The organism is Methylovulum psychrotolerans, from assembly GCF_002923755.1.
GTDB lineage: Bacteria > Pseudomonadota > Gammaproteobacteria > Methylococcales > Methylomonadaceae > Methylovulum > Methylovulum psychrotolerans.
Genome location: NZ_PGFZ01000008.1, coordinates 167,005 through 187,790, shown reverse-complemented (window position 1 = coordinate 187,790; position 20,786 = coordinate 167,005). Strand labels below are relative to the sequence as shown.

24 protein-coding genes are annotated in these 20,786 nt (G+C 51.5%); 17 read left to right on the top strand and 7 right to left on the bottom strand.

Going from position 1 to position 20,786, the window contains the following annotated elements; genetic code table 11:
- Positions 1–14: 14 nt before the first annotated feature.
- The 15 genes from AADEFJLK_RS16865 (at position 15) to AADEFJLK_RS16795 (ending at position 10,770) form a co-directional block, all read left to right on the top strand.
- Complete coding sequence (locus tag AADEFJLK_RS16865; RefSeq protein ID WP_103975046.1) at positions 15–2,249, top strand: TOMM precursor leader peptide-binding protein; 2,235 nt, start codon at positions 15–17, stop codon at positions 2,247–2,249.
- 13 nt (positions 2,250–2,262) lie between these two features.
- Positions 2,263–3,708, top strand: a complete 1,446-nt coding sequence (locus tag AADEFJLK_RS16860; protein ID WP_103975045.1) for a SagB family peptide dehydrogenase — start codon at positions 2,263–2,265, stop codon at positions 3,706–3,708.
- Between the two features lie 83 nt (positions 3,709–3,791).
- Positions 3,792–4,061: an NHLP leader peptide family RiPP precursor gene (locus AADEFJLK_RS16855; RefSeq protein WP_088619541.1), complete on the top strand. Its 270-nt coding sequence runs from the start codon at positions 3,792–3,794 to the stop codon at positions 4,059–4,061.
- Positions 4,062–4,183: 122 nt separating this feature from the next.
- Positions 4,184–4,459, top strand: coding sequence for an NHLP leader peptide family RiPP precursor (locus tag AADEFJLK_RS16850; RefSeq protein WP_088619540.1), 276 nt, complete (start codon positions 4,184–4,186; stop codon positions 4,457–4,459).
- Between the two features lie 101 nt (positions 4,460–4,560).
- Complete coding sequence (locus tag AADEFJLK_RS16845; protein WP_088619539.1) at positions 4,561–4,836, top strand: NHLP leader peptide family RiPP precursor; 276 nt, start codon at positions 4,561–4,563, stop codon at positions 4,834–4,836.
- A gap of 133 nt (positions 4,837–4,969) precedes the next feature.
- Entirely contained in the window at positions 4,970–5,245 is a 276-nt protein-coding gene (locus AADEFJLK_RS16840) for an NHLP leader peptide family RiPP precursor (RefSeq protein WP_103975044.1), read from the top strand.
- A 207-nt stretch (positions 5,246–5,452) separates the two neighbouring features.
- Complete coding sequence (locus tag AADEFJLK_RS16835; RefSeq protein ID WP_088619537.1) at positions 5,453–5,722, top strand: NHLP leader peptide family RiPP precursor; 270 nt, start codon at positions 5,453–5,455, stop codon at positions 5,720–5,722.
- A gap of 121 nt (positions 5,723–5,843) precedes the next feature.
- Positions 5,844–6,116 carry an NHLP leader peptide family RiPP precursor gene (locus AADEFJLK_RS16830; protein WP_103975113.1) on the top strand — a complete coding sequence of 91 codons (273 nt, stop codon included), beginning with the start codon at positions 5,844–5,846 and terminating at the stop codon, positions 6,114–6,116.
- 140 nt (positions 6,117–6,256) lie between these two features.
- Positions 6,257–6,526: an NHLP leader peptide family RiPP precursor gene (locus tag AADEFJLK_RS16825; protein ID WP_103975112.1), complete on the top strand. Its 270-nt coding sequence runs from the start codon at positions 6,257–6,259 to the stop codon at positions 6,524–6,526.
- Between the two features lie 127 nt (positions 6,527–6,653).
- Positions 6,654–6,920, top strand: a complete 267-nt coding sequence (locus AADEFJLK_RS16820; protein ID WP_103975043.1) for an NHLP leader peptide family RiPP precursor — start codon at positions 6,654–6,656, stop codon at positions 6,918–6,920.
- Positions 6,902–7,345, top strand: coding sequence for an NHLP leader peptide family RiPP precursor (locus AADEFJLK_RS25210; RefSeq protein WP_211299237.1), 444 nt, complete (start codon positions 6,902–6,904; stop codon positions 7,343–7,345). The genes AADEFJLK_RS16820 and AADEFJLK_RS25210 overlap by 19 nt, the downstream gene beginning before the upstream one ends.
- A 146-nt stretch (positions 7,346–7,491) precedes the next feature.
- Positions 7,492–7,758: an NHLP leader peptide family RiPP precursor gene (locus AADEFJLK_RS16810; protein ID WP_103975042.1), complete on the top strand. Its 267-nt coding sequence runs from the start codon at positions 7,492–7,494 to the stop codon at positions 7,756–7,758.
- 155 nt (positions 7,759–7,913) lie between these two features.
- Positions 7,914–8,903: a hypothetical protein gene (locus AADEFJLK_RS16805; protein WP_103975041.1), complete on the top strand. Its 990-nt coding sequence runs from the start codon at positions 7,914–7,916 to the stop codon at positions 8,901–8,903.
- A gap of 227 nt (positions 8,904–9,130) precedes the next feature.
- Positions 9,131–10,249: a fatty acid desaturase family protein gene (locus AADEFJLK_RS16800; RefSeq protein ID WP_103975040.1), complete on the top strand. Its 1,119-nt coding sequence runs from the start codon at positions 9,131–9,133 to the stop codon at positions 10,247–10,249.
- Between the two features lie 122 nt (positions 10,250–10,371).
- Complete coding sequence (locus AADEFJLK_RS16795; RefSeq protein WP_103975039.1) at positions 10,372–10,770, top strand: DUF7684 family protein; 399 nt, start codon at positions 10,372–10,374, stop codon at positions 10,768–10,770.
- A 48-nt stretch (positions 10,771–10,818) separates the two neighbouring features.
- Here the strand turns inward: AADEFJLK_RS16795 and AADEFJLK_RS16790 are convergent, their stop codons facing one another.
- On the bottom strand, positions 10,819–11,184 hold the full coding sequence (locus AADEFJLK_RS16790) for a hypothetical protein (protein WP_103975038.1): 366 nt from the start codon (positions 11,182–11,184) through the stop codon (positions 10,819–10,821).
- Positions 11,185–11,978: 794 nt separating this feature from the next.
- Between AADEFJLK_RS16790 and AADEFJLK_RS16785 the strand changes: the two genes are divergently transcribed.
- Both AADEFJLK_RS16785 and AADEFJLK_RS16780 read left to right on the top strand, forming a co-directional pair.
- Positions 11,979–14,171, top strand: coding sequence for an HzsA-related protein (locus AADEFJLK_RS16785; RefSeq protein ID WP_103975037.1), 2,193 nt, complete (start codon positions 11,979–11,981; stop codon positions 14,169–14,171).
- 401 nt (positions 14,172–14,572) lie between these two features.
- A complete protein-coding gene (locus AADEFJLK_RS16780; RefSeq protein WP_103975036.1) occupies positions 14,573–15,874 on the top strand; it encodes a hypothetical protein in 1,302 nt (433 codons plus the stop codon).
- A 367-nt stretch (positions 15,875–16,241) separates the two neighbouring features.
- On the opposite strand, the gene AADEFJLK_RS16775 is transcribed toward AADEFJLK_RS16780, so the two are convergent.
- The 6 genes from AADEFJLK_RS16775 to AADEFJLK_RS25930 all read right to left on the bottom strand — a co-directional run bounded on the left by AADEFJLK_RS16775 (position 16,242) and on the right by AADEFJLK_RS25930 (position 20,429).
- Positions 16,242–17,849, bottom strand: a complete 1,608-nt coding sequence (locus AADEFJLK_RS16775; protein ID WP_103975035.1) for an NAD+ synthase — start codon at positions 17,847–17,849, stop codon at positions 16,242–16,244.
- 429 nt (positions 17,850–18,278) lie between these two features.
- Positions 18,279–18,725 (bottom strand): hypothetical protein, encoded by a 447-nt coding sequence (locus AADEFJLK_RS16770; protein ID WP_103975034.1) that lies wholly within the window; start codon positions 18,723–18,725, stop codon positions 18,279–18,281.
- A gap of 336 nt (positions 18,726–19,061) precedes the next feature.
- Positions 19,062–19,496, bottom strand: coding sequence for a hypothetical protein (locus AADEFJLK_RS16765; RefSeq protein ID WP_103975033.1), 435 nt, complete (start codon positions 19,494–19,496; stop codon positions 19,062–19,064).
- Between the two features lie 461 nt (positions 19,497–19,957).
- On the bottom strand, positions 19,958–20,170 hold the full coding sequence (locus AADEFJLK_RS25660) for a hypothetical protein (RefSeq protein ID WP_249028073.1): 213 nt from the start codon (positions 20,168–20,170) through the stop codon (positions 19,958–19,960).
- Complete coding sequence (locus tag AADEFJLK_RS25655) at positions 20,125–20,259, bottom strand: transposase family protein (RefSeq protein WP_249028068.1); 135 nt, start codon at positions 20,257–20,259, stop codon at positions 20,125–20,127. The genes AADEFJLK_RS25660 and AADEFJLK_RS25655 overlap by 46 nt, the downstream gene beginning before the upstream one ends.
- Positions 20,260–20,303: 44 nt before the next feature.
- Positions 20,304–20,429: a hypothetical protein gene (locus AADEFJLK_RS25930; protein ID WP_282957371.1), complete on the bottom strand. Its 126-nt coding sequence runs from the start codon at positions 20,427–20,429 to the stop codon at positions 20,304–20,306.
- Positions 20,430–20,786: the final 357 nt, after the last annotated feature.

Sequence of the window (20,786 nt, the reverse complement as noted above, 5' to 3'; positions counted from 1 at the left end):
AACAGGAATCTGCCATGCTCAAACGCCCCATTTTCAAGAACCATTACCAAGTTACGCCCATTCGCGGCGAGGGCGTATTGCTGCTGTCCGAACAAGACAGCAAAGCCCTGTACGGATCGATTTATGAAGCAGTGGCCCCGCTGTTGGATGGCCGCAGCGCCGATGCCGTGGTTGCCGCCTTGGCGGGCCGCATTGACCCTGCCAAGGTTTATTATGCCTTGTTGCGTTTGGAGCAAAACGGCTATACCACCGAGCTTACCGACATTGCCCCCGAAGTGGCGGCATTTTGGCACGGTTTAGGGTTAGACCCGCAAGCCATGCAGCAACATCTGCAACAGCAACCGATCAACCTCATCGCCTTACAGCCAGCATTTGCCGAGCCGGTGCGGCAGGTCTTTGCCGAACTGGACATCACCGTTGCCGAAACCGGGCAATCGGCCTTGGACGTGGTATTGGCCGATGATTATCTGGACTTAGCCTTATCGGCGCACAACCGTACAGCTCTGGCCACTGGCCGCCCTTGGCTGTTGGCCAAATTGTCCGGCAATGAGATTTGGTTAGGGCCTATATTCGTACCCGGACAAACCGGCTGCTACGAGTGCCTGCACTCACGTCTGGAGCGGCATCAACGGGCACGGGGCTTTGTTGCGGACAAATTGGGCGTAGGGTTGGCATCCTTACCGTTGGTGCTGTCACCGATGTCCTTAGCATTGGCGGCCCGGTTACTGGCTTTGGAAACCGCCAAGCATCTGGCGGGCTGCACTGAGCAGCCGCTGCTGGGCAAAGTGCTGAGCCTGAATTTGGCGACTTTGCAAAGCCAAAGCCATACCCTCAGCCGTAACCCCTGTTGCAACGGATGCGGCGAACCGATGCCTGCCACCTTGCCCGCCCCCATCGCGCTGGTCAAGCGCAAAGTCAACTTCCTTCAAGACGGCGGCCACCGCGCCGTGTCCCCAGATCAGACCCTACGCCAATACCAACATTTGGTCAGCCCGATCACCGGCATCGTCAGGGTGTTAGAACCGGTACATCAAGCAGACGGCATCGCCCATGTCTATGTGGCCGGGCATAATTATGCCGTCCCTATGGACACCTTAGCTTTTTTGCGCCGTAATTTGCGCCAAGCCAGCAGCGGCAAAGGCATTTCCGACACCCAAGCCAAAGTCAGCGCGTTGTGTGAAGCCATCGAACGCGATGCCGGGCTGTTCACAGGCCAAGAACACCGGATTACCGCCAGCTACCGGGAATTAGGCGATGCCGCCATCCATCCTGCTGCCTGCATGTTGTACAGCGAGCGGCAATTTGCAGGCCGTGAGGCCTGCAATGCCCAAGGCTCACATTTCAACCGGATACCGGAACCCTTCGATGATGAGCGGCCATTATTCTGGTCAGCCGCTTGGTCATTGACCGAGCAACGCCACAAATACTTGCCTAGCCAATTGTTGTATTTCCAAGCCAAAGCAGGCGATAACTGCGACACTTTTTATTGCTTCGGCTGCTCCAACGGCAACGCTTCCGGCAATAATCTGGAAGAAGCGGTGTTGCAAGGCTTTTGTGAACTGGTGGAGCGCGATGCCGTCGCCTTGTGGTGGTACAACCGCTTAGCCAAACCGGGTGTTGATATTGCTAGCTTTGGCGAACCGTACTTATTAGACTTAATCGCCTATTACGGCAGCCTTGGCCGTGATGCTTGGGCTTTAGACTTGACCTCCGACTTAGGTCTGCCTGTGTTTGTCGCCATATCCCGCGTCCGCACAGGCAAAGAGCATATTCTGTTTGGCTTTGGCTGCCATTTGGATGCCCGCATCGCCCTGCAACGGGCATTCGCCGAGATGAACCAAATGTTGGGGCTGGCTAACGGTTGCCTAGAAAGCCAAGGCCAGCTTGGCGATGCCGACACCTTGGCTTGGCTACAGACCGCCACCGTGGCCAACCAGCCTTATTTATTGCCTGATCCGGCCATTGCCGCCAAACGGCGCGACGATTATCCGTGCTTGGCCAGCGGCGACTTGTTAACCGACATCCTGCTATGCCAACGCATTGTTGAAGGCAAAGGCATGGAAATGTTGGTATTAGACCAATCCAAACCGGACACCGGGCTGGCGGTGGTCAAGGTCATCGTGCCGGGCTTACGGCATTTTTGGGCGCGTTTCGCCCCAGGCCGCCTGTATGATGTGCCAGTGCAAATGGGTTGGTTAGCCGAACCTTTGCCGGAAGAGGCGTTAAACCCCATCGCCATGTTCATTTAAAGGTAAGTGTAGTATGTCCGCTTACCCGTTTGCCTTCGGCCTTAAATCCGCCACAACCTTTTATGCCGAGGGTGATGACCTGATTTTCCCCGTGCAAGGCAGCAGCCAAGGCCTACGTTGGCGCACCCCTTCACTAGGTTGGCGCAAGGCCTTAGCTTGTTTGGCGGCAGACGGTGCTGACCTAGACGGCATCGCAAGCATCTTGCAAACCCAAGATGGCGGCGTTGACTGGGCAAAATTGCATTTCATGCTAGGCCGTCTGGATGCAAAAGGCTTGTTAAGCCGCTCCGTACTAGGCAATAACACCGTGTTGGCGACCTTGCAGCCCATGACCGCCCGGTTTCAGTTTGTATTGCCCAAACTTAGCCCAGCCAGCCATTACCGCTTATCCCGTTTTGTCAACTTGCGGCCAGAGCAAGGCCAGTGGTTGCTGGAAACGCCGTTAAGCCCCGCCAAACTGTGGCTACATGCCGGACAAGCTTTGCCTCTGTTAGCTTGCTTGGCGCAACCGACAGCCTTGGATACGCTGTGCCGTGCCGTGCCGGACTGGGAACCGGATACGGCCCTAGCTGTCTTGGCCTTGCTGGTCACCGCCGGGGCCGTCGCTCCCTGTGATGCCGTCGGGCAACTCCCAGAGGATGGCAACATCGCCTTAAGGCAATGGGAAAGTATGGATTTGCTGTTCCATAGCCGTAGCCGACCCGGTCGGCACGACGGTTTTTGCGGCGCGACATTCCGTTTCTTAGGGCAGATAGACCCCTTACCCGCGCTCAAATCGGTTGCGGCAGATGCCGGGCTTCCCTTACCCATACCTGATATGGCACGCATACAACAGGAAGACCCGCCGTTTGCTGCCGTGGTGGAAAACCGCCGCTCTATCCGTGATTACACAGGCAGGCTGTTGGATGTGGACTTGTTGGGTGAGTTTTTGTACCGTGCGGCCCGTGTCAAAGCCCAAACCGATGCAAACCCACCAGGCCGCCCCTACCCTATCACGCAGCGGCCTTATCCTAGCGGCGGGGCGATGTACGAACTGGAACTGTATTTGTCGGTGGGGGCTTGTACCGGTTTGGCCGCTGGTCTGTACTACTACGAACCCCTAGAACACAGGCTTTTACCCATCAGCGGTTTGACCGCCGATGTCCAACAATTGCTGGACAACGCCAGACTAAACTCAGGCGCGGCCACACAGCCCCCGGTATTGCTCACCTTAGTGGCGCGTTGCCAACGTCCGGCGTGGAAATACCAAGGCATGGCCTATGCCTTGATGCTCAAAAACACGGGCGTGCTCTACCACCAACTATACCTGACAGCTACCGTGATGGGCCTGGCTCCTTGCGGATTGGGGATGGGCGATTCTGATTTATTCGCCGAAGCGGCAGGGCTGGATTATTACCAAGAAACCGCCATCGGCGAATTCATGCTGGGAGGCCAACTGTCAAGTGGCTTAGACAGTTAAACGGATCTTCACCTGTCACCGGCCCTACGCAGGAAGAAGGCAACAACCGGGCCATAACCACTAAGCAAACTTAGGAGCAACCTATGAACGAAGAACAAATGCAACAATACAGCCAAATCGTCGCCAAATGCTGGGCCGATGCCACTTTTAAAGCCCAGCTCATCGCCGACCCCAAAGCTGTACTGGCCGCCGAAGGCATCGCCGTACCCGAAGGCATCGAACTGCGGGTGTTGGAGAACACCGCCACAACCGTCAATTTGGTGCTGCCGCCAGCACCGGAAGGCGAACTGAGCGACGAGGATTTAGGTGCTGTTACGGGCGGCAGTAGTTGCTGCTGTGCCGTCTCCAGCTAAAACAGGTATCCAAAAGGGCGGATACGCGTGATCCAATTTGCCTAACCTAATAACACGATACCACTGAAACCTAACCGAGGGGCAGGCCAACCTGCCCCCGCTGATAACGACCGGAGCACATTATGAATGAAGAACAAATGCAACAATACAGCCAAATCGTCGCCAGATGCTGGGCTGATGCCGAATTCAAGGCAAAACTGATGGGCGATCCGATAGCTACGCTGACTGCCGAAGGCATCGCCGTGCCCGAAGGTCTCGAACTGCGGGTGCTGGAGAACACCGCCACAACCGTCAACTTGGTGCTGCCGTCGCCACCGGCCGAAGGCGAGCTGAGCGACGAGGATTTAGGGGCTGTCACGGGCGGCAGCGGCTGTGGTTGTTGTGGTGCTTCCACCTAAAAAACACGCCGCTAGGGGATGGATACGCGTGATCCTATTCCGGCCAACCCTCTTTGCCCAACCCACAAGACGATACGACTGAAATCTAACCGGAGCACATTATGAACGAAGAACAAATGCAACAATACAGCCAAATCGTCGCAAAATGCTGGGCGGACGCCACCTTCAAAGCCCAACTCATCGCCGACCCTAAAGCTGCGCTGGCCGCCGAAGGCATCGCCGTACCCGAAGGCATCGAACTGCGGGTGTTGGAAAATACCGCCACCACCGTCAACTTGGTGCTGCCGCCACCCCCGGCGGAAGGCGAGCTAAGCGACGAGGATTTGGGGGCTGTCACAGGCGGTGGTTTGTGCTGTGAAGCCTCATCGACCTGCTAAAAACAGGCTTCTAAGGGGGATGCATGATCCGGTTCCGACCAGCCATCTTTGCCCAACCGACAAGACGATACGACTAAAATCTAACCGGGGGGCAGGCCAACCTGCCCCCCGCTGATAACGACCGGAGCACATTATGAACGAAGAACAAATGCAACAATACAGCCAAATCGTCGCCAAATGCTGGGCGGATGCCGCCTTTAAAGCCCAGCTCATCGCCGACCCCAAAGCCGTACTGGCCGCCGAAGGCATCGCCGTACCCGAAGGCATCGAACTGCGGGTGCTGGAAAATACCGCCACAACCGTCAACTTGGTGCTGCCGCCGCCGCCGTCAGAGGGCGAACTAAGCGATGAAGATTTGGGTACAGTGACGGGCGGAGGCAGTAGCCAAGGCTGCATGTGCTGCACCTAAAAGACAGGCTTTGGGGATGCTAAAAAGATCGCGAGCTGAAAGCATTTAGAGAGATGGCAGTAAAAGCTGCCCCTCCCTCTCAATTAAATTAGCTTGTAAATCAACATTATACTCCTAAAATCAGGGATGGTAACCCACCACCTATTGGGTCTGATCCCTAGGCAAACAGAATATGCAGAACACAATCCCATACCATTGGAGCAAGCTATGAACCAAGAACAAATGCAACAATATAGCCAAATCGTCGCCAAATGTTGGGCGGATGCAGCATTCAAGGCCCAACTCATCGCCGATCCTAAAGCCATGCTGGCCGCCGAAGGCATTGCCGTACCCGAAGGCATCGAACTGCGGGTGCTAGAAAACACCGCCACCACCGTCAACTTGGTGCTGCCGCCGCCGCCAGCGGAAGGTGAACTGAGCGACGAGGATTTAGGTGCCGTCACTGGAGGCGGCGAGGCTTGTTATGCAAGCTGTTAGATTGACTGAAAAAGCTATTCTGATGCCTTAATTTATTAGGCCTGCGGTTTAAGCTTTTTTCCATCTGTCCGTAACACTAATGTCAATACCAAACCAACACTTTAAAATTGAGGGGCAAACCATGAACGAAGAACAAATGCAACAATATAGCCAAATCGTCGCCAAATGCTGGGCGGACGCAGAATTTAAGGCCAAGCTGATAGCCGACCCCAAAGCCACACTGGCTGCCGAAGGCATCGCCGTGCCTGACGGCATCGAACTGCGGGTGCTGGAAAACACCGCCACGGTTGTCAATTTGGTGCTGCCGCCACCGCCGACGGAAGGCGAGCTGAGCGATGAAGATTTAGGATCTGTCACGGGCGGCAGCGGCTGTGCCTGTTGCAGTTGCACTTGATAAACAAAGGGTCTCTAGGCGGCAGATACGCGCGGGCCGTTCCGGCCAGCCATCTTTACCCTAAAAAGTAACACTAAACCGCTGCAATGCAACTGGGGGGTAGGCCACCTACCCCCTCAGATAACGGCCAGGAGCAAACTATGAACGAAGAACAAACACAGCAATACAGCCAAATCGTTGCCAAATGCTGGGCGGATGCGGAATTTAAGGCCAAACTGATAGCCGACCCCAAAGCCACACTGGCCGCCGAAAGCATCGCCGTGCCTGACGGCATTGAACTGCGGGTGCTGGAAAACACCGCCACGGTTGTCAATTTGGTGCTGCCGCCGCCGCCAGCGGAAGGCGAACTGAGCGATGAAGATTTAGGGGCTGTCACGGGCGGTGGCGGCTGTGCCTGTAGTTCCAAATAAAGGGTCTCTAGGTGGCAGATACGCGCGATCCGTTTCGTCCAGCCCTTTATCCAAATTATCTCTAAAAAGTAAGAAATTTAACTGGGGGTAGGCCACCTACCTCTCAGATAACGGCCAGGAGCAAACTATGAACGAAGAACAAATACAACAATACAGCCAAATTGTTGCCAAATGTTGGGCAGATGCCGAATTCAAAGCCAAGCTGATGGGCGATCCGGTAGCTACGCTGGCCGCCGAAGGCATCGCCGTGCCTGACGGCATCGAACTGCAGGTGCTGGAAAACACCGCCACCACAGTCAACCTGGTGTTGCCGCCGCCGCCTGAAGAAAGCGAACTGAGCGACGAGGACTTAGGGTTCGTCACAGGCGGCGGCGGTTGCAGCAATGCCCCCTAAAAGGGTTCACTTGGGATGTGGGTGCGTGTAATCCGGCCATCACCGCTACACTTGCCCAATCCGCATCCCCAAAGCACCACAATATCATTGAAACCCAAGTGGAGGTAGACCAAAGCCTGTCCCCACGCCATAACCACGAGAAACCGATCATGAACGAAGAACAAATGCAACAATATAGCCAAATCGTCGCCAAATGCTGGGCGGACGCGGAATTTAAGGCCAAGCTGATGGGCGATCCGCTAGCCACGCTGGCCGCCGAAGGCATCGCCGTGCCTGACGGCATCGAACTGCGGGTGCTGGAAAACACCGCCACCACAGTCAACTTGGTGCTGCCACCGCCGCCGACGGAAGGCGAGTTGAGCGATGAAGATTTAGGAACTGTCACGGGCGGCAGTAGCTGTGGCTGTGGTTGTTCTAGTTGCTAGACAAAGGGTCTCTAGACAGCAGATACGCGCGGGCCGTTCCGGCCAGCCATCTTTACCCAACTCATCTCTAAAAGGTAACACTAAACCGCTGAAATTTAACTGGGGGTAGGCCACCTACTCCCTCAGATAACGGCCAGGAGCAAACTATGAACGAAGAACAAATGCAGCAATACAGCCAAATCGTCGCCAAATGCTGGGCGGACGCGGAATTTAAAGCCAAGCTGATGGGCGATCCGCTAGCCACGCTGGCCGCCGAAGGTATCACCGTGCCCGACGGCATGGAACTGCGGGTGCTGGAAAACACCGCCACCACAGTCAACTTGGTATTGCCGCCGCCACCGGCGGAAGGCGAACTGAGCGATGAGGATTTAGGGGTTGTCACGGGCGGCAGCAGTTGTTCCGCCAGCACCTGATAGCGTCAGTGCCAGAGCCAGCCATTTTCCGTTGCCGTCCATCTCAAGACCACACCCAGATGGACGGCGACAATAAAATCAGTTGTGCAACGGATTTCCGATTGCATTTACCGATAGCCCTTCACTTTTGCCATTAATTATAAGGAGACATCAGCATGAGCGGATTCGCTTTGCCCTCCCTTTATCCGGCCAGAACGGCCAGTGATTATTGGGAGTTGTTGAAAAACTACGTCCCCTCGGATATTGTCGACAGCGCATCCTGGGACAGGCTGGCCAACGCTGCGCCCGCTTTGCCCGGGGCCGCGTTTGGTTTCGAACGTACCTTGGACTCGCCCGCCATCAGCCAATTTGGCTTTCATCTTTGGCCATGGTGCATGGATGCCGCCTTAGCCTGTGCCGCCAATATGCCCAGAGCGGCGTTTTTGGCCCCTCTCATCCGTGCTTGGCGGACTACCTGTCAAGACTGCCTGCCCTTACATTTGATGATCATGTGGGATGAACAGATCGGTACTGGCCCAGCGCAGCCGCAGGTGTTCCTGACCTTTGCGCCCAACCAACCCAACTGGCAGGCGGTGGTCAGAGAATTTGCCGGGCAACTGGATGATGCCGATTTGGCCCAGGCTTGGCAACGTGCCGCCACCGCCCCCCATGCCAACATCGTCGGGTTGGGGGTTTATCTTGGACGACAGGACATGCCGGTGCGGGCGACTGTCGCGATTGGCCCAGAACGCGACTGGAACGGCCACCCCAACTGGGCGGCTGTTGATGAAATCGCCAGCCTGTCCGCTGTCCCACCTCTAGTGGCTGTGCCGCCAACCCTTGATCCGGGCTTAACCTGGCATGTGCCGGTGGTGGCCAGAATGCACGCGAAACCCCACGAAGCCTTGGCACCTTTGGTCGGCGCATTGCTGGAGCGGGGCATGGTAGATGCGGATACCGCCTTGATGTTGCAACAACCGCCGTTGATGATACCCGTACCGGGAGGTGCAACCTTTGATGGCCAACCTGCGCTGCTACGGCTAATGGTGTCACTGGAGCGCATCAAGATAGTGGTGGCGGATGGGGCATGGCTATCTGCCAAAATTTGTTATATGGTCCGTCCGGTGTGGCGCTCCAGTTCCGGGCGCGTGTTCGTCGAAAGTTGAACGGGGTTGCCCAGTTCTTCCTGGTATTATATGACAACCGCACAGAACAACAATAGATTGATTTTTATCTATTTTTATGGATAAAACAGGTATTGTTAAACCTCTGGCGGGGGATGTCGGCATTGCTTTATGCCCAGCCCTTAGGCTAAGAAAGGGAGGGGGCATTTGCCACATAATGCCATTTTATCCTGCCGCCCCTTAGCGGCCTGCCACTCCTCCTAGCAAACATGAACGAAGAGCAAATTCGGCGCCACAGCCAAAGGGTCGCCCAGCAATGGGCAGGCACATTGTTTAGCCCCCCTTTACCCCAAAATCCCCCCGCTTATAACGCCAAAGCGTTACGCAAATCTTTGCAGGTTTACACCACCCGGAACAACTGGCGGGCGTATAGCGATTGGTTGGCCAACATGCTGCTGTTTTTTTTCGGACAATATGCCGTTATTGCCAGCCCCCTCCTGTTAAAGCCCTTGGGTGGGCTTATTGCCGCTATGGCCGCCGTCCGGCTATTTTTTTTGGCGCATGATGCCGGACATGGTTCGCTGTCCCATTTTAAGCCCCTTAACGCCTGGCTGGGAAGGTTGGCATTCCTACCCTCATTGACCGCTTACCAAAGCTGGGTTTTCAGCCATAACCAACACCATAATTATGCCAATTCCATACCGAGTGATTTGTGGGCACCATTGCCCCCTGACCGCTACCGGACGCTCAACCCCTGGCAACGGGGACTGTACCGTCTGTACCGCAGCCCCTGCGGTGTCGGCCTTTATTATTTGGTGGAAGTTTGGTGGCAATATTTTTATTATCCTTCCCCCAAACAGTTTGGCAACGACCTGGCCCGCCGCCTCTTACCGGATGCTTTGCTGGCGATAGGCTTTTCCGTGGCTTGGCCTCTGCTCTTATACGGACTGGCCGCCCAAACTGGCCAAGCGTATATGCCGCTATGGCTGGCTGGCTTTATTTTACCGCTGGCCCTCACCAACACAGTGATAGGGTTCGTGTCTTATCTCCACCACACCCACCCCAAAGTCAATTGGCAACAACAGCCGATGGGAGCGGCCTACCTGTCTGCGCCCCCATCATTAATGGCGACCGTACACATCCGTTTCCCGGCGTGGTTGAGCGGAGGCCTGCACTACATTATGGAACATCCGGCACATCATCTTTGCCCCGGCATCCCTTATCACCAACTACAAGCTGCACAACGGCAGTTGGAGGTGCTGGTGCCGGATATTATCGTAGTGCAGGATTTTTCCTGGCGGTGGTATGCCGAATGCACCCGCATCTGCAAACTTTACGATTTTGAAAACCGTTGCTGGTTAGGGTTTGATGGGCAACGCTTGAATTAGGCTTTTGTAGCGCGTTGGACTGCCATATCGGTGGGAATAACGGTGATGCCGTTGATTTTTTTACCGAGCCAAATCCCGATAGCCGCTAAAAACAGTTAACCGTATGATGACATAAATTTCAAATGGACTATCAATACCTTAATTTTGGAACGCGCGTCATTGCTATTGGGTCAGTGAAGGACGACCCGCCCATTAACCTATCCGCTCCATTTGCTGTGCTATTACCCGCTGCAAACAAAGTTGAGTGTATAGAAGCCGGAAGACGCATCGTTACGTTTTTAGCAATGGGCTGCATTGAGTTTTGTTGCGTAGGAAAAGCAGCCGAATTTCTTCATGATACGATTGATGAGGTAATAGAGGACAAGGCGGGATTTGAAGTTGTCACAACGTATGATTTAGACGCAACTGAAGGCTGCGAATACTTTTTGTTTGCTGCGGGTGGTGGCTCTACAGATTTATTAGCCTTAGTTTCGGAACATCCCAGCTTGCTAAATAGCTTGAAAAATAAGATTGTTTCCTAAAAAAGCAGCTAAGCAGGGTACGAGCCTTGTTGCAACCCATAGTTGGCTTTAAGCCGCCCTATCGGGCAGTACATAATTTTCCACAGCACTGATTAAATCAGGCAAGCCCATACCAGCCCCGACATTTTTTATATTGGCAGCATTCAAAAAAGGTAGAAGCAACGCCGCTAAATCCTCGGCTTTATTCTCGTATTTCTCGTCCAGTATCGTTACAGCCAATCTGTTTATGTTTAAAAAGCCAAAACAAGTGCGCGGTTTCTTAACTATTGCCAGCGTTAAAGAAAATCCATCTGCATCAAAGGCAATATATTCGCCATTTTTCACATCAATAAGTTCGATATAGGAACAAGCCTCTTCTACGGTTCTAAAAACCAGAATGTCGCCGTGGCCTGAGATAATGATGGGGCGTTTCATTGCAATCTATCACCTAAAAACAGTATCGGCTAAATATGCCAGCATCCAAAATCCAAAGACGTTGGAGGGATGCTTGGAATTTTTCGGAGCTAGAGAGCCATAACTATTTGGCGGCTCATGATACGCACAGCTTAACAAGCTACCCGATTTCAGTAACGAGATACCCATAACCGATATTAAATGGCCTGAAAAGCAAAAAGACTAAGGCCGAACTGTGCCTTGGCTTCAATGGGGGGCATTTATTAGCGATAACAAGCCCCCAACACCCCTAAGCCCCCCGTTTTTTATGGTCGAACCCGCCTGCGTAACTTCGGTTATAGTGATGGGTCGCCTTTCCCATTAACATTCCATTAACCGTTCCTCTAGTATCTTAATCAAATCTACCTGTGTGGTAAATCTTTTTTATCTCCTGTTAGATAGCCTTCGCCCCATAAGTTGGCCTATCGGCTTCTCTAGGCATCCGCTATAACAAAAGCCTAAAAGGCTAACTTATACGGCGACATTCATCACTTTAGACAAAAACCCAATTTATTAAAAATAAGCGTACGGTCTTGAATTGCAAAGCACATTTACTTGAAAGCCCGCTGTAACTTAACACACGGCTATATGACCCATCCTTTTGGCAATGGCTGGCTGACATAAGTAAATAAATCACAATACAGACTTTGAACCTTGCTTAAACGCGACGGAATCCATTACCGGACAATCAGAGGATTGTTTAGTAACCGCGCGTACACCAAACCGATATATCAAACCCCCCTTAACTTTAATGAAAATCCACTTAGGAGTTTGGCATGATGAAAAAACTGAACGGGTTCAGCCTATTGCTGCTGACCCAGCTAACAACCCCTTGTCTCGCGGCCATTAACAACCCCATCGTTTTCGTCACCCAAGTGCCGATACCGGGCGATTTTTGCGCGTTGACTTCGACTTTTTGCAACCAACAGGGCGACATCGACAGCAGCGGGCGCGGTGGCGATTTATGGATACGCTATCCTGACGGCAGCTTAAAAAACTTGACCCAAGCGGCGGGCTTAGGCCAAACAGGTTTGCAAAGCAACCGGAGCATCGCCGTCCGTGACCCATCCGTACACTGGGACGGCACTAAAGTGATCTTTAGCATGGTTATCGGTGCGCCCGCACATTTCCAAGTCAAACGCTTTAATTGGCAATTGTATGAAATCACAGGCTTGGGCAAAAATGACACGCCAATGATCACCAAAGTCGCCAAACAACCCGCCACTTATAACAACGTCAGCCCGACTTATGGCACAGACGACAGCATCATTTTTGCGTCTGACCGCCCGCGTGGGGGTGCGGTGCATTTATATCCGCAGTTGGATGAGTATGAGGAAGCCCCGACGGTAAGCGGTTTGTGGAGCTTAAAGCCCAGTACAGGTGCGTTGACAATGCTGACCCACGCCCCTTCGGGAGATTTTAGCCCGATAGTGGACAGCTTTGGGCGGGTTGTTTTCACCCGTTGGGACCATTTGCAGCAAGACCAGCAAGCGGCTGCCGACCGGGCAGGCGGCGATTATGGGACATTTAACTATTCTAACGAATCGGCCACGGCAAAAATCTTAAACAGCCGGACAGAAGTGTTTCCTGAGCCTATCCGCCGCGACACCATTTCTTTGGCGGGGACTAACTTAACCGGACACAGTTTTAACCAGTTTTTCCCCTGGCAAATTAACGAGGACGGCACGGAAATGGAAACCGTCAACCATATCGGGCGGCACGAGTTGGGCGGCTCCTTTGTCGATGCGGTGTTTACCGATGATCCTGACCTGACCTTCCAAATCAATAGCCTTAACCAGAACAAAATCAGCAATTTTTTCCAGATCAAACAAGACCCGACTAACCCTAATTTTTTTATCGGCATCAACGCGCCTGAATTTGGCACTCATGCGTCCGGGCAAATTGTCCGCTTAACCAATGTTGACCCCGTCCACAATGCCGATGAAATGCGCATTGATTATCTGACCGATGTCTCGACCTTTTCGACTGTGGGGGATAACGAAACCCCGCCGCCTGCCGACTCCAGCCATTACCGCGACCCGGCGGTGCTGTCTGACGGTACGCTGATCGCCGCGCATACAGCAGAGACCCGCCAAGATAAGGATGAAGGCACAACCTCGGCGGATAACGCCAATTCCTTCCCGAAATCACGCTATACCTTCCGCTTGCGTACCTTAAAGCAATTGCCGAATGGTACTTGGACAGCCGACCAACCGTTGACGGCAGGCATCACTAAAGACATCAGCTATTTTAGCCCAGATACCTTACGGCATTATTCAACAGCGTTATGGGAATTGCAGCCTGTGGAAGTGAAGGCGCGGCCACGACCTGCCCGCCGTGTCGCCTCTTTAGGCGCACCGGAGCAACAAATCTTGCAACAAGAAGGGGTAAGCGAAGCCAGCTTGCGCCAATTCTTAGCCAGCAAAGGTCTGGCGTTGGCGATTATGCGCAATGTCACGCAACGCGACCACAGCGACAAGCAACAGCCCTATAATTTGGCGGTGGCCGGTTCGGCGACGCAAACCTTGGGTAACGCTGGCAAGCTTTATGAAGTGGCGCATTTCCAAGCCTTCCAAGCCGACCAGATCCGAGGCTTATTCGGTTGCTGCGGTTCGACGACACCCAAAGACGGGCGGCGGGTGTTGGCGGAGCCGTTGCATAGCGTCACCGCCAATCCGCCCCTGAGCGCGGGCGCACCGAAAGGCAGCGTCAAAATCGCCAGCGACGGCTCAGTGGCGATGTTATTGCCGACCCGCCGCGCCTTAAGCTGGCAAATCACCGACCCCGCCAGCAAATTTGTCGTCCGCGAACGTAACTGGCTGACCTTGCAACCGGGAGAAATCCGCACTTGCCCAGCTTGCCATGCGCCGAATACCGCAGATCAGGCCGGACATCCGGCCGTCACCAACCCGCCGGAAGCGTTACGGCAATTACTGGTCTTTTTGAAAGCGAACGGCAGTTTGCCGTAAGTGCGAAGCCGCCGTGCCAGTTACTTTAACTGGCGCGGCGGCTTAATTTTTCAAGTCAACCGCCTATACGAATCCCGGCTAACCTACGTTACGGTAAGCGAATACCGCTAATAAAAACAAAACTCAGCCACCGAATCTTGATAAAAAATAGTATATAGCCAGAGGCCGATAAAGCGACATAATAAACCGTTACGCCAACTCATTGCTCCATATACATACAAAGTAATTGGCCATAGATGGGCGAACTATAACCCAAGAATAGAGATTTGCACATAAAAACAGGGGGTATTAAGCATATTTAAACTTACATCTAAGCTAATGGTAATATATCACAACAATAAGAAAACTAATCTGCTAGACTAACTAAGCATTTTACACACATTAAACTCAAGAGGATTATTATGCTTTTAAAAAAGATAAATACATCATCAAGCACCACAGGCCTTTCAGTTGCTTTAGTCATTATGATTGCATCTACGTCTGTTGCTGTTGCTGACCCAGTGACTTTTTTCGATCTTGTAGGGGATTTAAAACCGGCAACAGCATCGAAAAATATGCTAATAGTCAAGAGCCTTCAAAGTCCCGGCACAGTAGAGGCTTGCACTGTTGATTACAACCTATCGGGTTCCCCTACAATAGCAAGCATGAATGGTACGCTAGGTAGCACTAGCACTACATTTAGCAACACTTTCTGGACTACTTGGAACGCGCCTAAATGGAAGCTCGCTGAATGGCAATCCGTATTCTCTTTTTGTGATACCAACAGTATCAGCCTATTATCAGGGCAATCCCTAAACTTAAAACGTCCTGGAGAGGAATCTGTCACATCTACAAATGCAAAAAGCCTATGGTTTAACCAAGATTCTGTGACGATTGGATTAAGGTCGGTATCTCAATACAAAGCACTTTATGGTTTGAATTTAACAGGTGGGGCTTTTTATCGGGATGGCACTATAAAGGATTGGCCTGCTTTGTTGTTAAGCACACCGTTTCACAACGATTCTCACAGAGCTCCCTTGGGCACTTATAGCAGCATTCAATTTGGGTTCACTGGAAGACTATTGGCGGCAAGTATAAACACGTCAAATGTCACAGGTACGCCGCCTCTAGGCGCTCAAACAAACTATGACTCCAATAAGCACAGATCACAATTCCGAATGTTTATCCCTATCGGATGGGAAGATTTGAGCCACACAGTATCCGGCTGCTATAATTCTGACGGGAGTCCAGTCGCTTATTCTTCAAGCCTGCCTAAAGAATGTGCTTTTAACGGAAAATATCTTCATTATGGCATTCAGCTCTACAATGATGTGGACAACTACAAGGCGGAGTCACTCGCTTTAGATATAGGTACAAACCTATGGATGTATAACCAAAATTTATCGGTGCTTTTCCCAAGCCTTGGAGCAAGCAACCCCTTTAAAGTCGCCAATCCATCCACCAGCACGACACTTACCACAGATATTCTTGTTGAGGCCAAAAGAACCATTAAGATGTTAGAAACAAAACAAAATACGAATAATGCAGGCAAGGCAGATAGTCAAAAGGTATTTTATATTCCCCCTCGTTTAACTAATGAAACCGATGACCAATATTTTCAACATTTCTCTCTTAGCTCGGTAAATATTGGTTTTGAATCACCCGGCCTATCTCAACTACAGTTTGAAATTTCTGATTTTAAGCTGATTGGGACTCCTAACTGAAAACTATTAATTTATCCCGTGGCAAAATGGAAGCACAGCAAAAAACCAGAGCGCTTCCGCCTAGGTTTAGCTTGCAATATCGGTTTTCAAATTAAATCGGAGGGTGGTAGCTGTGTAATATGCCCTCCCCTTCGCGCATACCACCCAAAGGCCAGAACACTTCGGAAATGTCCCACCCACCATTAAATAAATGTGTACGCATTATAAAAATGGTGGGGTCTACACCAGCAATAGCAATTTGCTATAAGTATCCCAGGGGTCGCGTTTCGCGACCCCATTTGCGTAGGGCAGGTTTTGAGTGTATCACTTAGTTCCTAAAAGATAAGCAGTACCCCCACCACTTGGCGGCTGTTAACCACCCTTCACCTTACCCCCGATACCCCGAAGTAATCGGATAACGCCTATCCCGGCCAAACGCCCGCCCGGTGATCTTAATCCCCGGCGGCGATTGGCGGCGTTTGTATTCGTTCCTGTCCACCAAGCTAATCGCCCGCGCCACGTCTTCGGGGCGGAAACCGGCGGCGATGATGTCCTCAGCGGCTTGGTCCAGTTCGACATAACGCTCCAAAATAGGGTCTAGTACCTCATAAGGCGGCAGCGAGTCTTCGTCTTTTTGGTCGGGGGCGAGTTCTGCCGAGGGCGGACGGGTGATGACCCGCTCCGGGATAACCGGGCTTACACTGTTGCGGTAGTTCGCTAATTGGTAGACCAGCAATTTCGGCACGTCTTTAATCGGCGCGAAGCCGCCCGCCATATCGCCGTACAGGGTCGCATAACCAACGCTCATCTCGCTTTTATTGCCCGTGGTCAACAACAGCTTGCCTTGTTTATTGGACATCGCCATTAACACCACACCCCGGCAGCGGGCTTGGATATTCTCTTCGGTGGCATCTTTGGCCGTTCCGGCAAATACCTCGGCCAACATACCCGTAAACGCCTGCACGGCAGGTTCGATGGGGATGCTATGGTACTTAACGCCTAAAGCCTCGGCCTCTAAGACCGCATCGGTATTGCTCATATCATGGGTGTAACGGGACGGCATCAGCACCGCCTCGACCTTATCCGCGCCCAACGCATCCACTGCCAATGCCAAAACCAACGCCGAGTCAATCCCGCCCGACAGCCCCAATATAGCCCCTTGGAAGCCATTTTTACGCACATAATCGCGAACGCCCAACACGAGGGCGTGGTATTCGCTGACCACCTCCGGGTAAGGCTCTGTGCAAGCCGCCGCTTGCGGTTGGCCGCCGATAAAGTCGACCACGCTGAGCTGTTCGGCAAATTCGGCGGCACGGAACACCACTTCGCCTTGGGCATCGGCGACAAAGGACGCGCCGTCAAAAATCAACTCGTCTTGGCCACCGACTTGGTTAACATAAACCAAAGGGATACCCGCCGCTTTGACATGCCCGCACACCACTGCCTCGCGTTGCCGGACTTTTCCGGCATGATAGGGCGAGGCGTTCAGGGTCAGCACCAGTTCCGCCCCGGCGGCGCGGGTGGCTTCGATAATGCCGTCGCGCCAAACATCCTCGCAAATGGTCAGGCCGATAAACGTGCCGTTAAACTCGAATACGCAGGGGCTGTGTCCGGCCTGAAAATAGCGTTGTTCGTCGAACACGCCGTAATTGGGTAAGGCCTGTTTGCGGTAACGTGCCAGTACCGCGCCTTGGTGCAAAACCACGGCGCTGTTATAGAGCTGATCGCCGTCTAGCTCAGGGAAGCCGATGACCACGGCAATGCCGCTCACCCGCTCGGCGATTTGGTAAATGGCGTTATTGGCAGCGGCGATAAAGTCGGCACGGAGCAACAAATCTTCGGCGGGATAGCCGATAATACTCAGTTCGGGGAAAACGACAAGTTCGGCCTGTAAATCATCCCGCGCCGTGAGGGCGGCGGCGATAATGGCCTCGACATTGGCGGCGATATGGCCGACCAAGAAATTAGTTTGGGCTAGGGCGATTTTTAAGGACATAAGATAAGAGGTCGGCTAAGTTTGTCGGGCGGGGCAAAAGGTGATGGCGTTATTATAACCCTGTTTGTGGGGCTTTGGATGTTATGGATACCTGGGCGGCATAGAGTGGAGTGCAAAGGTCTTTAGCCTTTGCACGATGGCCTGTGGCCGTGTGTAGCAACGCCTGTCACTTGCTTACGGCCAAGTTTTCGGTTTTTATTGAGAGAAGCCAAATGCTTCAAAGCCACATATCAATAACAATCCTCAAAAGGTACGCACAGCGTACCCTATCTGGCTGGTTCATCAGGTTATGGGCTGGAGTCCAGTCAGTTAAATGACAACAAGCCAACACCCCGTAACGCCGTTATATGGGTTAGAAGTGCTGTTGGAATTTTTGTGGCAGTAACCACAAAAATATCGACGGAACAGAGACCTCATATAACAGCTTGATTACATTTTTTTTGCCGTGTAAATAGCGCCCTCATGATTTATAATCATTAAGTAACTTTTTAATTTCTTAGCGGTATGCCTCACTTCAATTTCACCTGAAATAAAGCCCTTACTGGTATCGCCGCTACCATCTTCTAATCCGACCCAAATGTCAGATTTAAAAGCCATACGATACTTTCCTATACGTTTAACCTTTAACTTTTCTAGGCCATCACACCACATAGCTCTTGGGCAGCATCCTGTTTTTAACTTCCAAGTTAACAACCATTCTATGTCGCTGTCTAATCTTCGCATTTTCATCGGCCTTGTAATTGGAATCCTAAGATACATCGCAACTGCTTGGGCTAAAAATCTTTCCTGTAAAAGCACCTTCTTTTTGAGCCTTCTTTTACTAGAGTATAACGACTCAAAATATTTATCATCGTATCTTTCACGCTTCTTTCTCATGTGACTTGCTTCTTATTGAAGCTGATTTAGTATTTGTAGGGTGCGCTGTGCGTACCATTGCCACGGATCAATAACAAATATCAAAAGGTACGCACAGCGTACCCTACCTGGCTATTGCCACGGATCAATAACAAGCATCAAAAGGTACGCACAGCGTACCCTACTTGGCTGCCATACCTGTAATTCATCGCACACCTCAAAGTGCGCTATTTTATCAGCTGAAGCTAACCGGCTGGAAGCCTGTGGTTTTAACCTTATGATGGACAATAAACATCAAAGGGTAGGCACAGCAATCCCTACCTAGCTTCACCTATTTACCGATATGAGCGAGGCTTTTTACCTGCCAAGAATACTGATTCCGAAATAGCACGGATTGCTTTTACATGAATACATCTTTACCTTAAGGCTAAAGTTTCCCGTCCATTTTGGAGTTGCCTCAACGACAGGCATACTATCAATACCGGCATCTTTGCTTATTTTATTACCATTTTCGTCATACAAAGCTAAATCAAGGTCAGAACAATCTTTATCACAGACAGAAACTATTTTATATGAATTTCCTTTTCTGAGATTGAAACTAAAAGAATCAGAATCGCCTTCATCTAACCTGTCGAATTTTGCGTCATGGGTTTCTTTCCAACCTTCCGATAAAACAGTCAGTTTAATCATAGCCAGTTGTAACTTTACTTGGTCGATATATTCTCCACCCAAAGTCGCTTTAGAAACAGACAAACCTATCAATATAACCACTATCATACTTAATACTTTCATTTAACCCCCCCCCACTCTATTCAAAACTAGGAATATAGACAGCCTAATTGGCACAGGATATTACGTCATCTGTTTATCTATAGTTATTTAAAGATGTAAAATTTATTTTTTATGGTTTAACAAAATTTAGCACATCCTATAATTTATGCAATACCCATCAGGTAATTTATCTGGCCAGAAACCTAAGCCGTTAGATTTAAGTAAGGCAAACATCTAGCTTAAGCACCAAAGCATCCGCACAGAGTAAACTTACACGAATAAACCAGACATCTTTCCTAAATGTTGCCGTATCTCAGATTAACCAGTGCAGCCACCAGACTCCATGTCAGGGAGTAGTTTTTATGTTTGCCCCGGTAAACGTTCTTAACGATCCTGAAAATCTTGCATCGGCGGTTGACATCCTTAATCAAAACACGCCGTTTTGAAAGGGTTTTGTTCTTCGCCGAAAGCGATTTGCCTTTTTATTTCTTGATGGGCAATACCAAATTTTGGTGGAGGCCGTGCATCCCTTGGTATCCCGAATCCGCCAACAGCAGGGCTTCGGGGTGCAGCAATAGGCGGCAACCCTTGATAGCCGAAAAATCATGTTGGCAGCATTTGCCGACCACGACCGAGAGGATCGCGAGCGTCAATGCGCAAATGACGAGTTGCGCCTTAACCGTGCGCGAATACACCTTCTGGCAATAGACTCGCTAATGCCAAAAACTGCCCACAAGTTTATAAGGGCCGGATAATGGCGAAGGTAATAAAGGGTCAGAAGCAAGCGGTCTTCCGTCGCCAGTTTGGAGTCTTTCCGGCCTCGCCTTGTCAACGGGCTGAGGGCTTTTGTTCGCCGATGTAAGCACTCAGCTTATCCTTGAGGTGTTGGAAATCTTCCTTTGACAGCCCAACAAGGCGTTTGTATTCTTCGGTGTTGTCGGTGGGTAGCGGCATACGGTTTCATGGTTTTTTGGCGGTTCAGGGTAAAGCTTGGTATTTTAACCGGTCAAAGTTTATATGGTCAGCAACATTTAGGAAAGATGCCTATTTAAGGATGATAAGCGAGTTTTTCAGAATATTTACGTTTGCAGATTCGGCTCATCCAAGCCGAGGTTGCCGTTCCAACCAATCATCCCTACTTTACCCCCGATACCCCGACGCAATCGGATAACGCCGATCCCCCCAAAAAACGCCCGCCCGATAATTTTAGTCCCCGGCAGCGATTAGCCGCCAAATAGCCCCCTTAAAAGCCCCACCACTTTCCATAACCCCCACTTCCCTGTATTCTATAAAAAATCATTACCCTGTTGA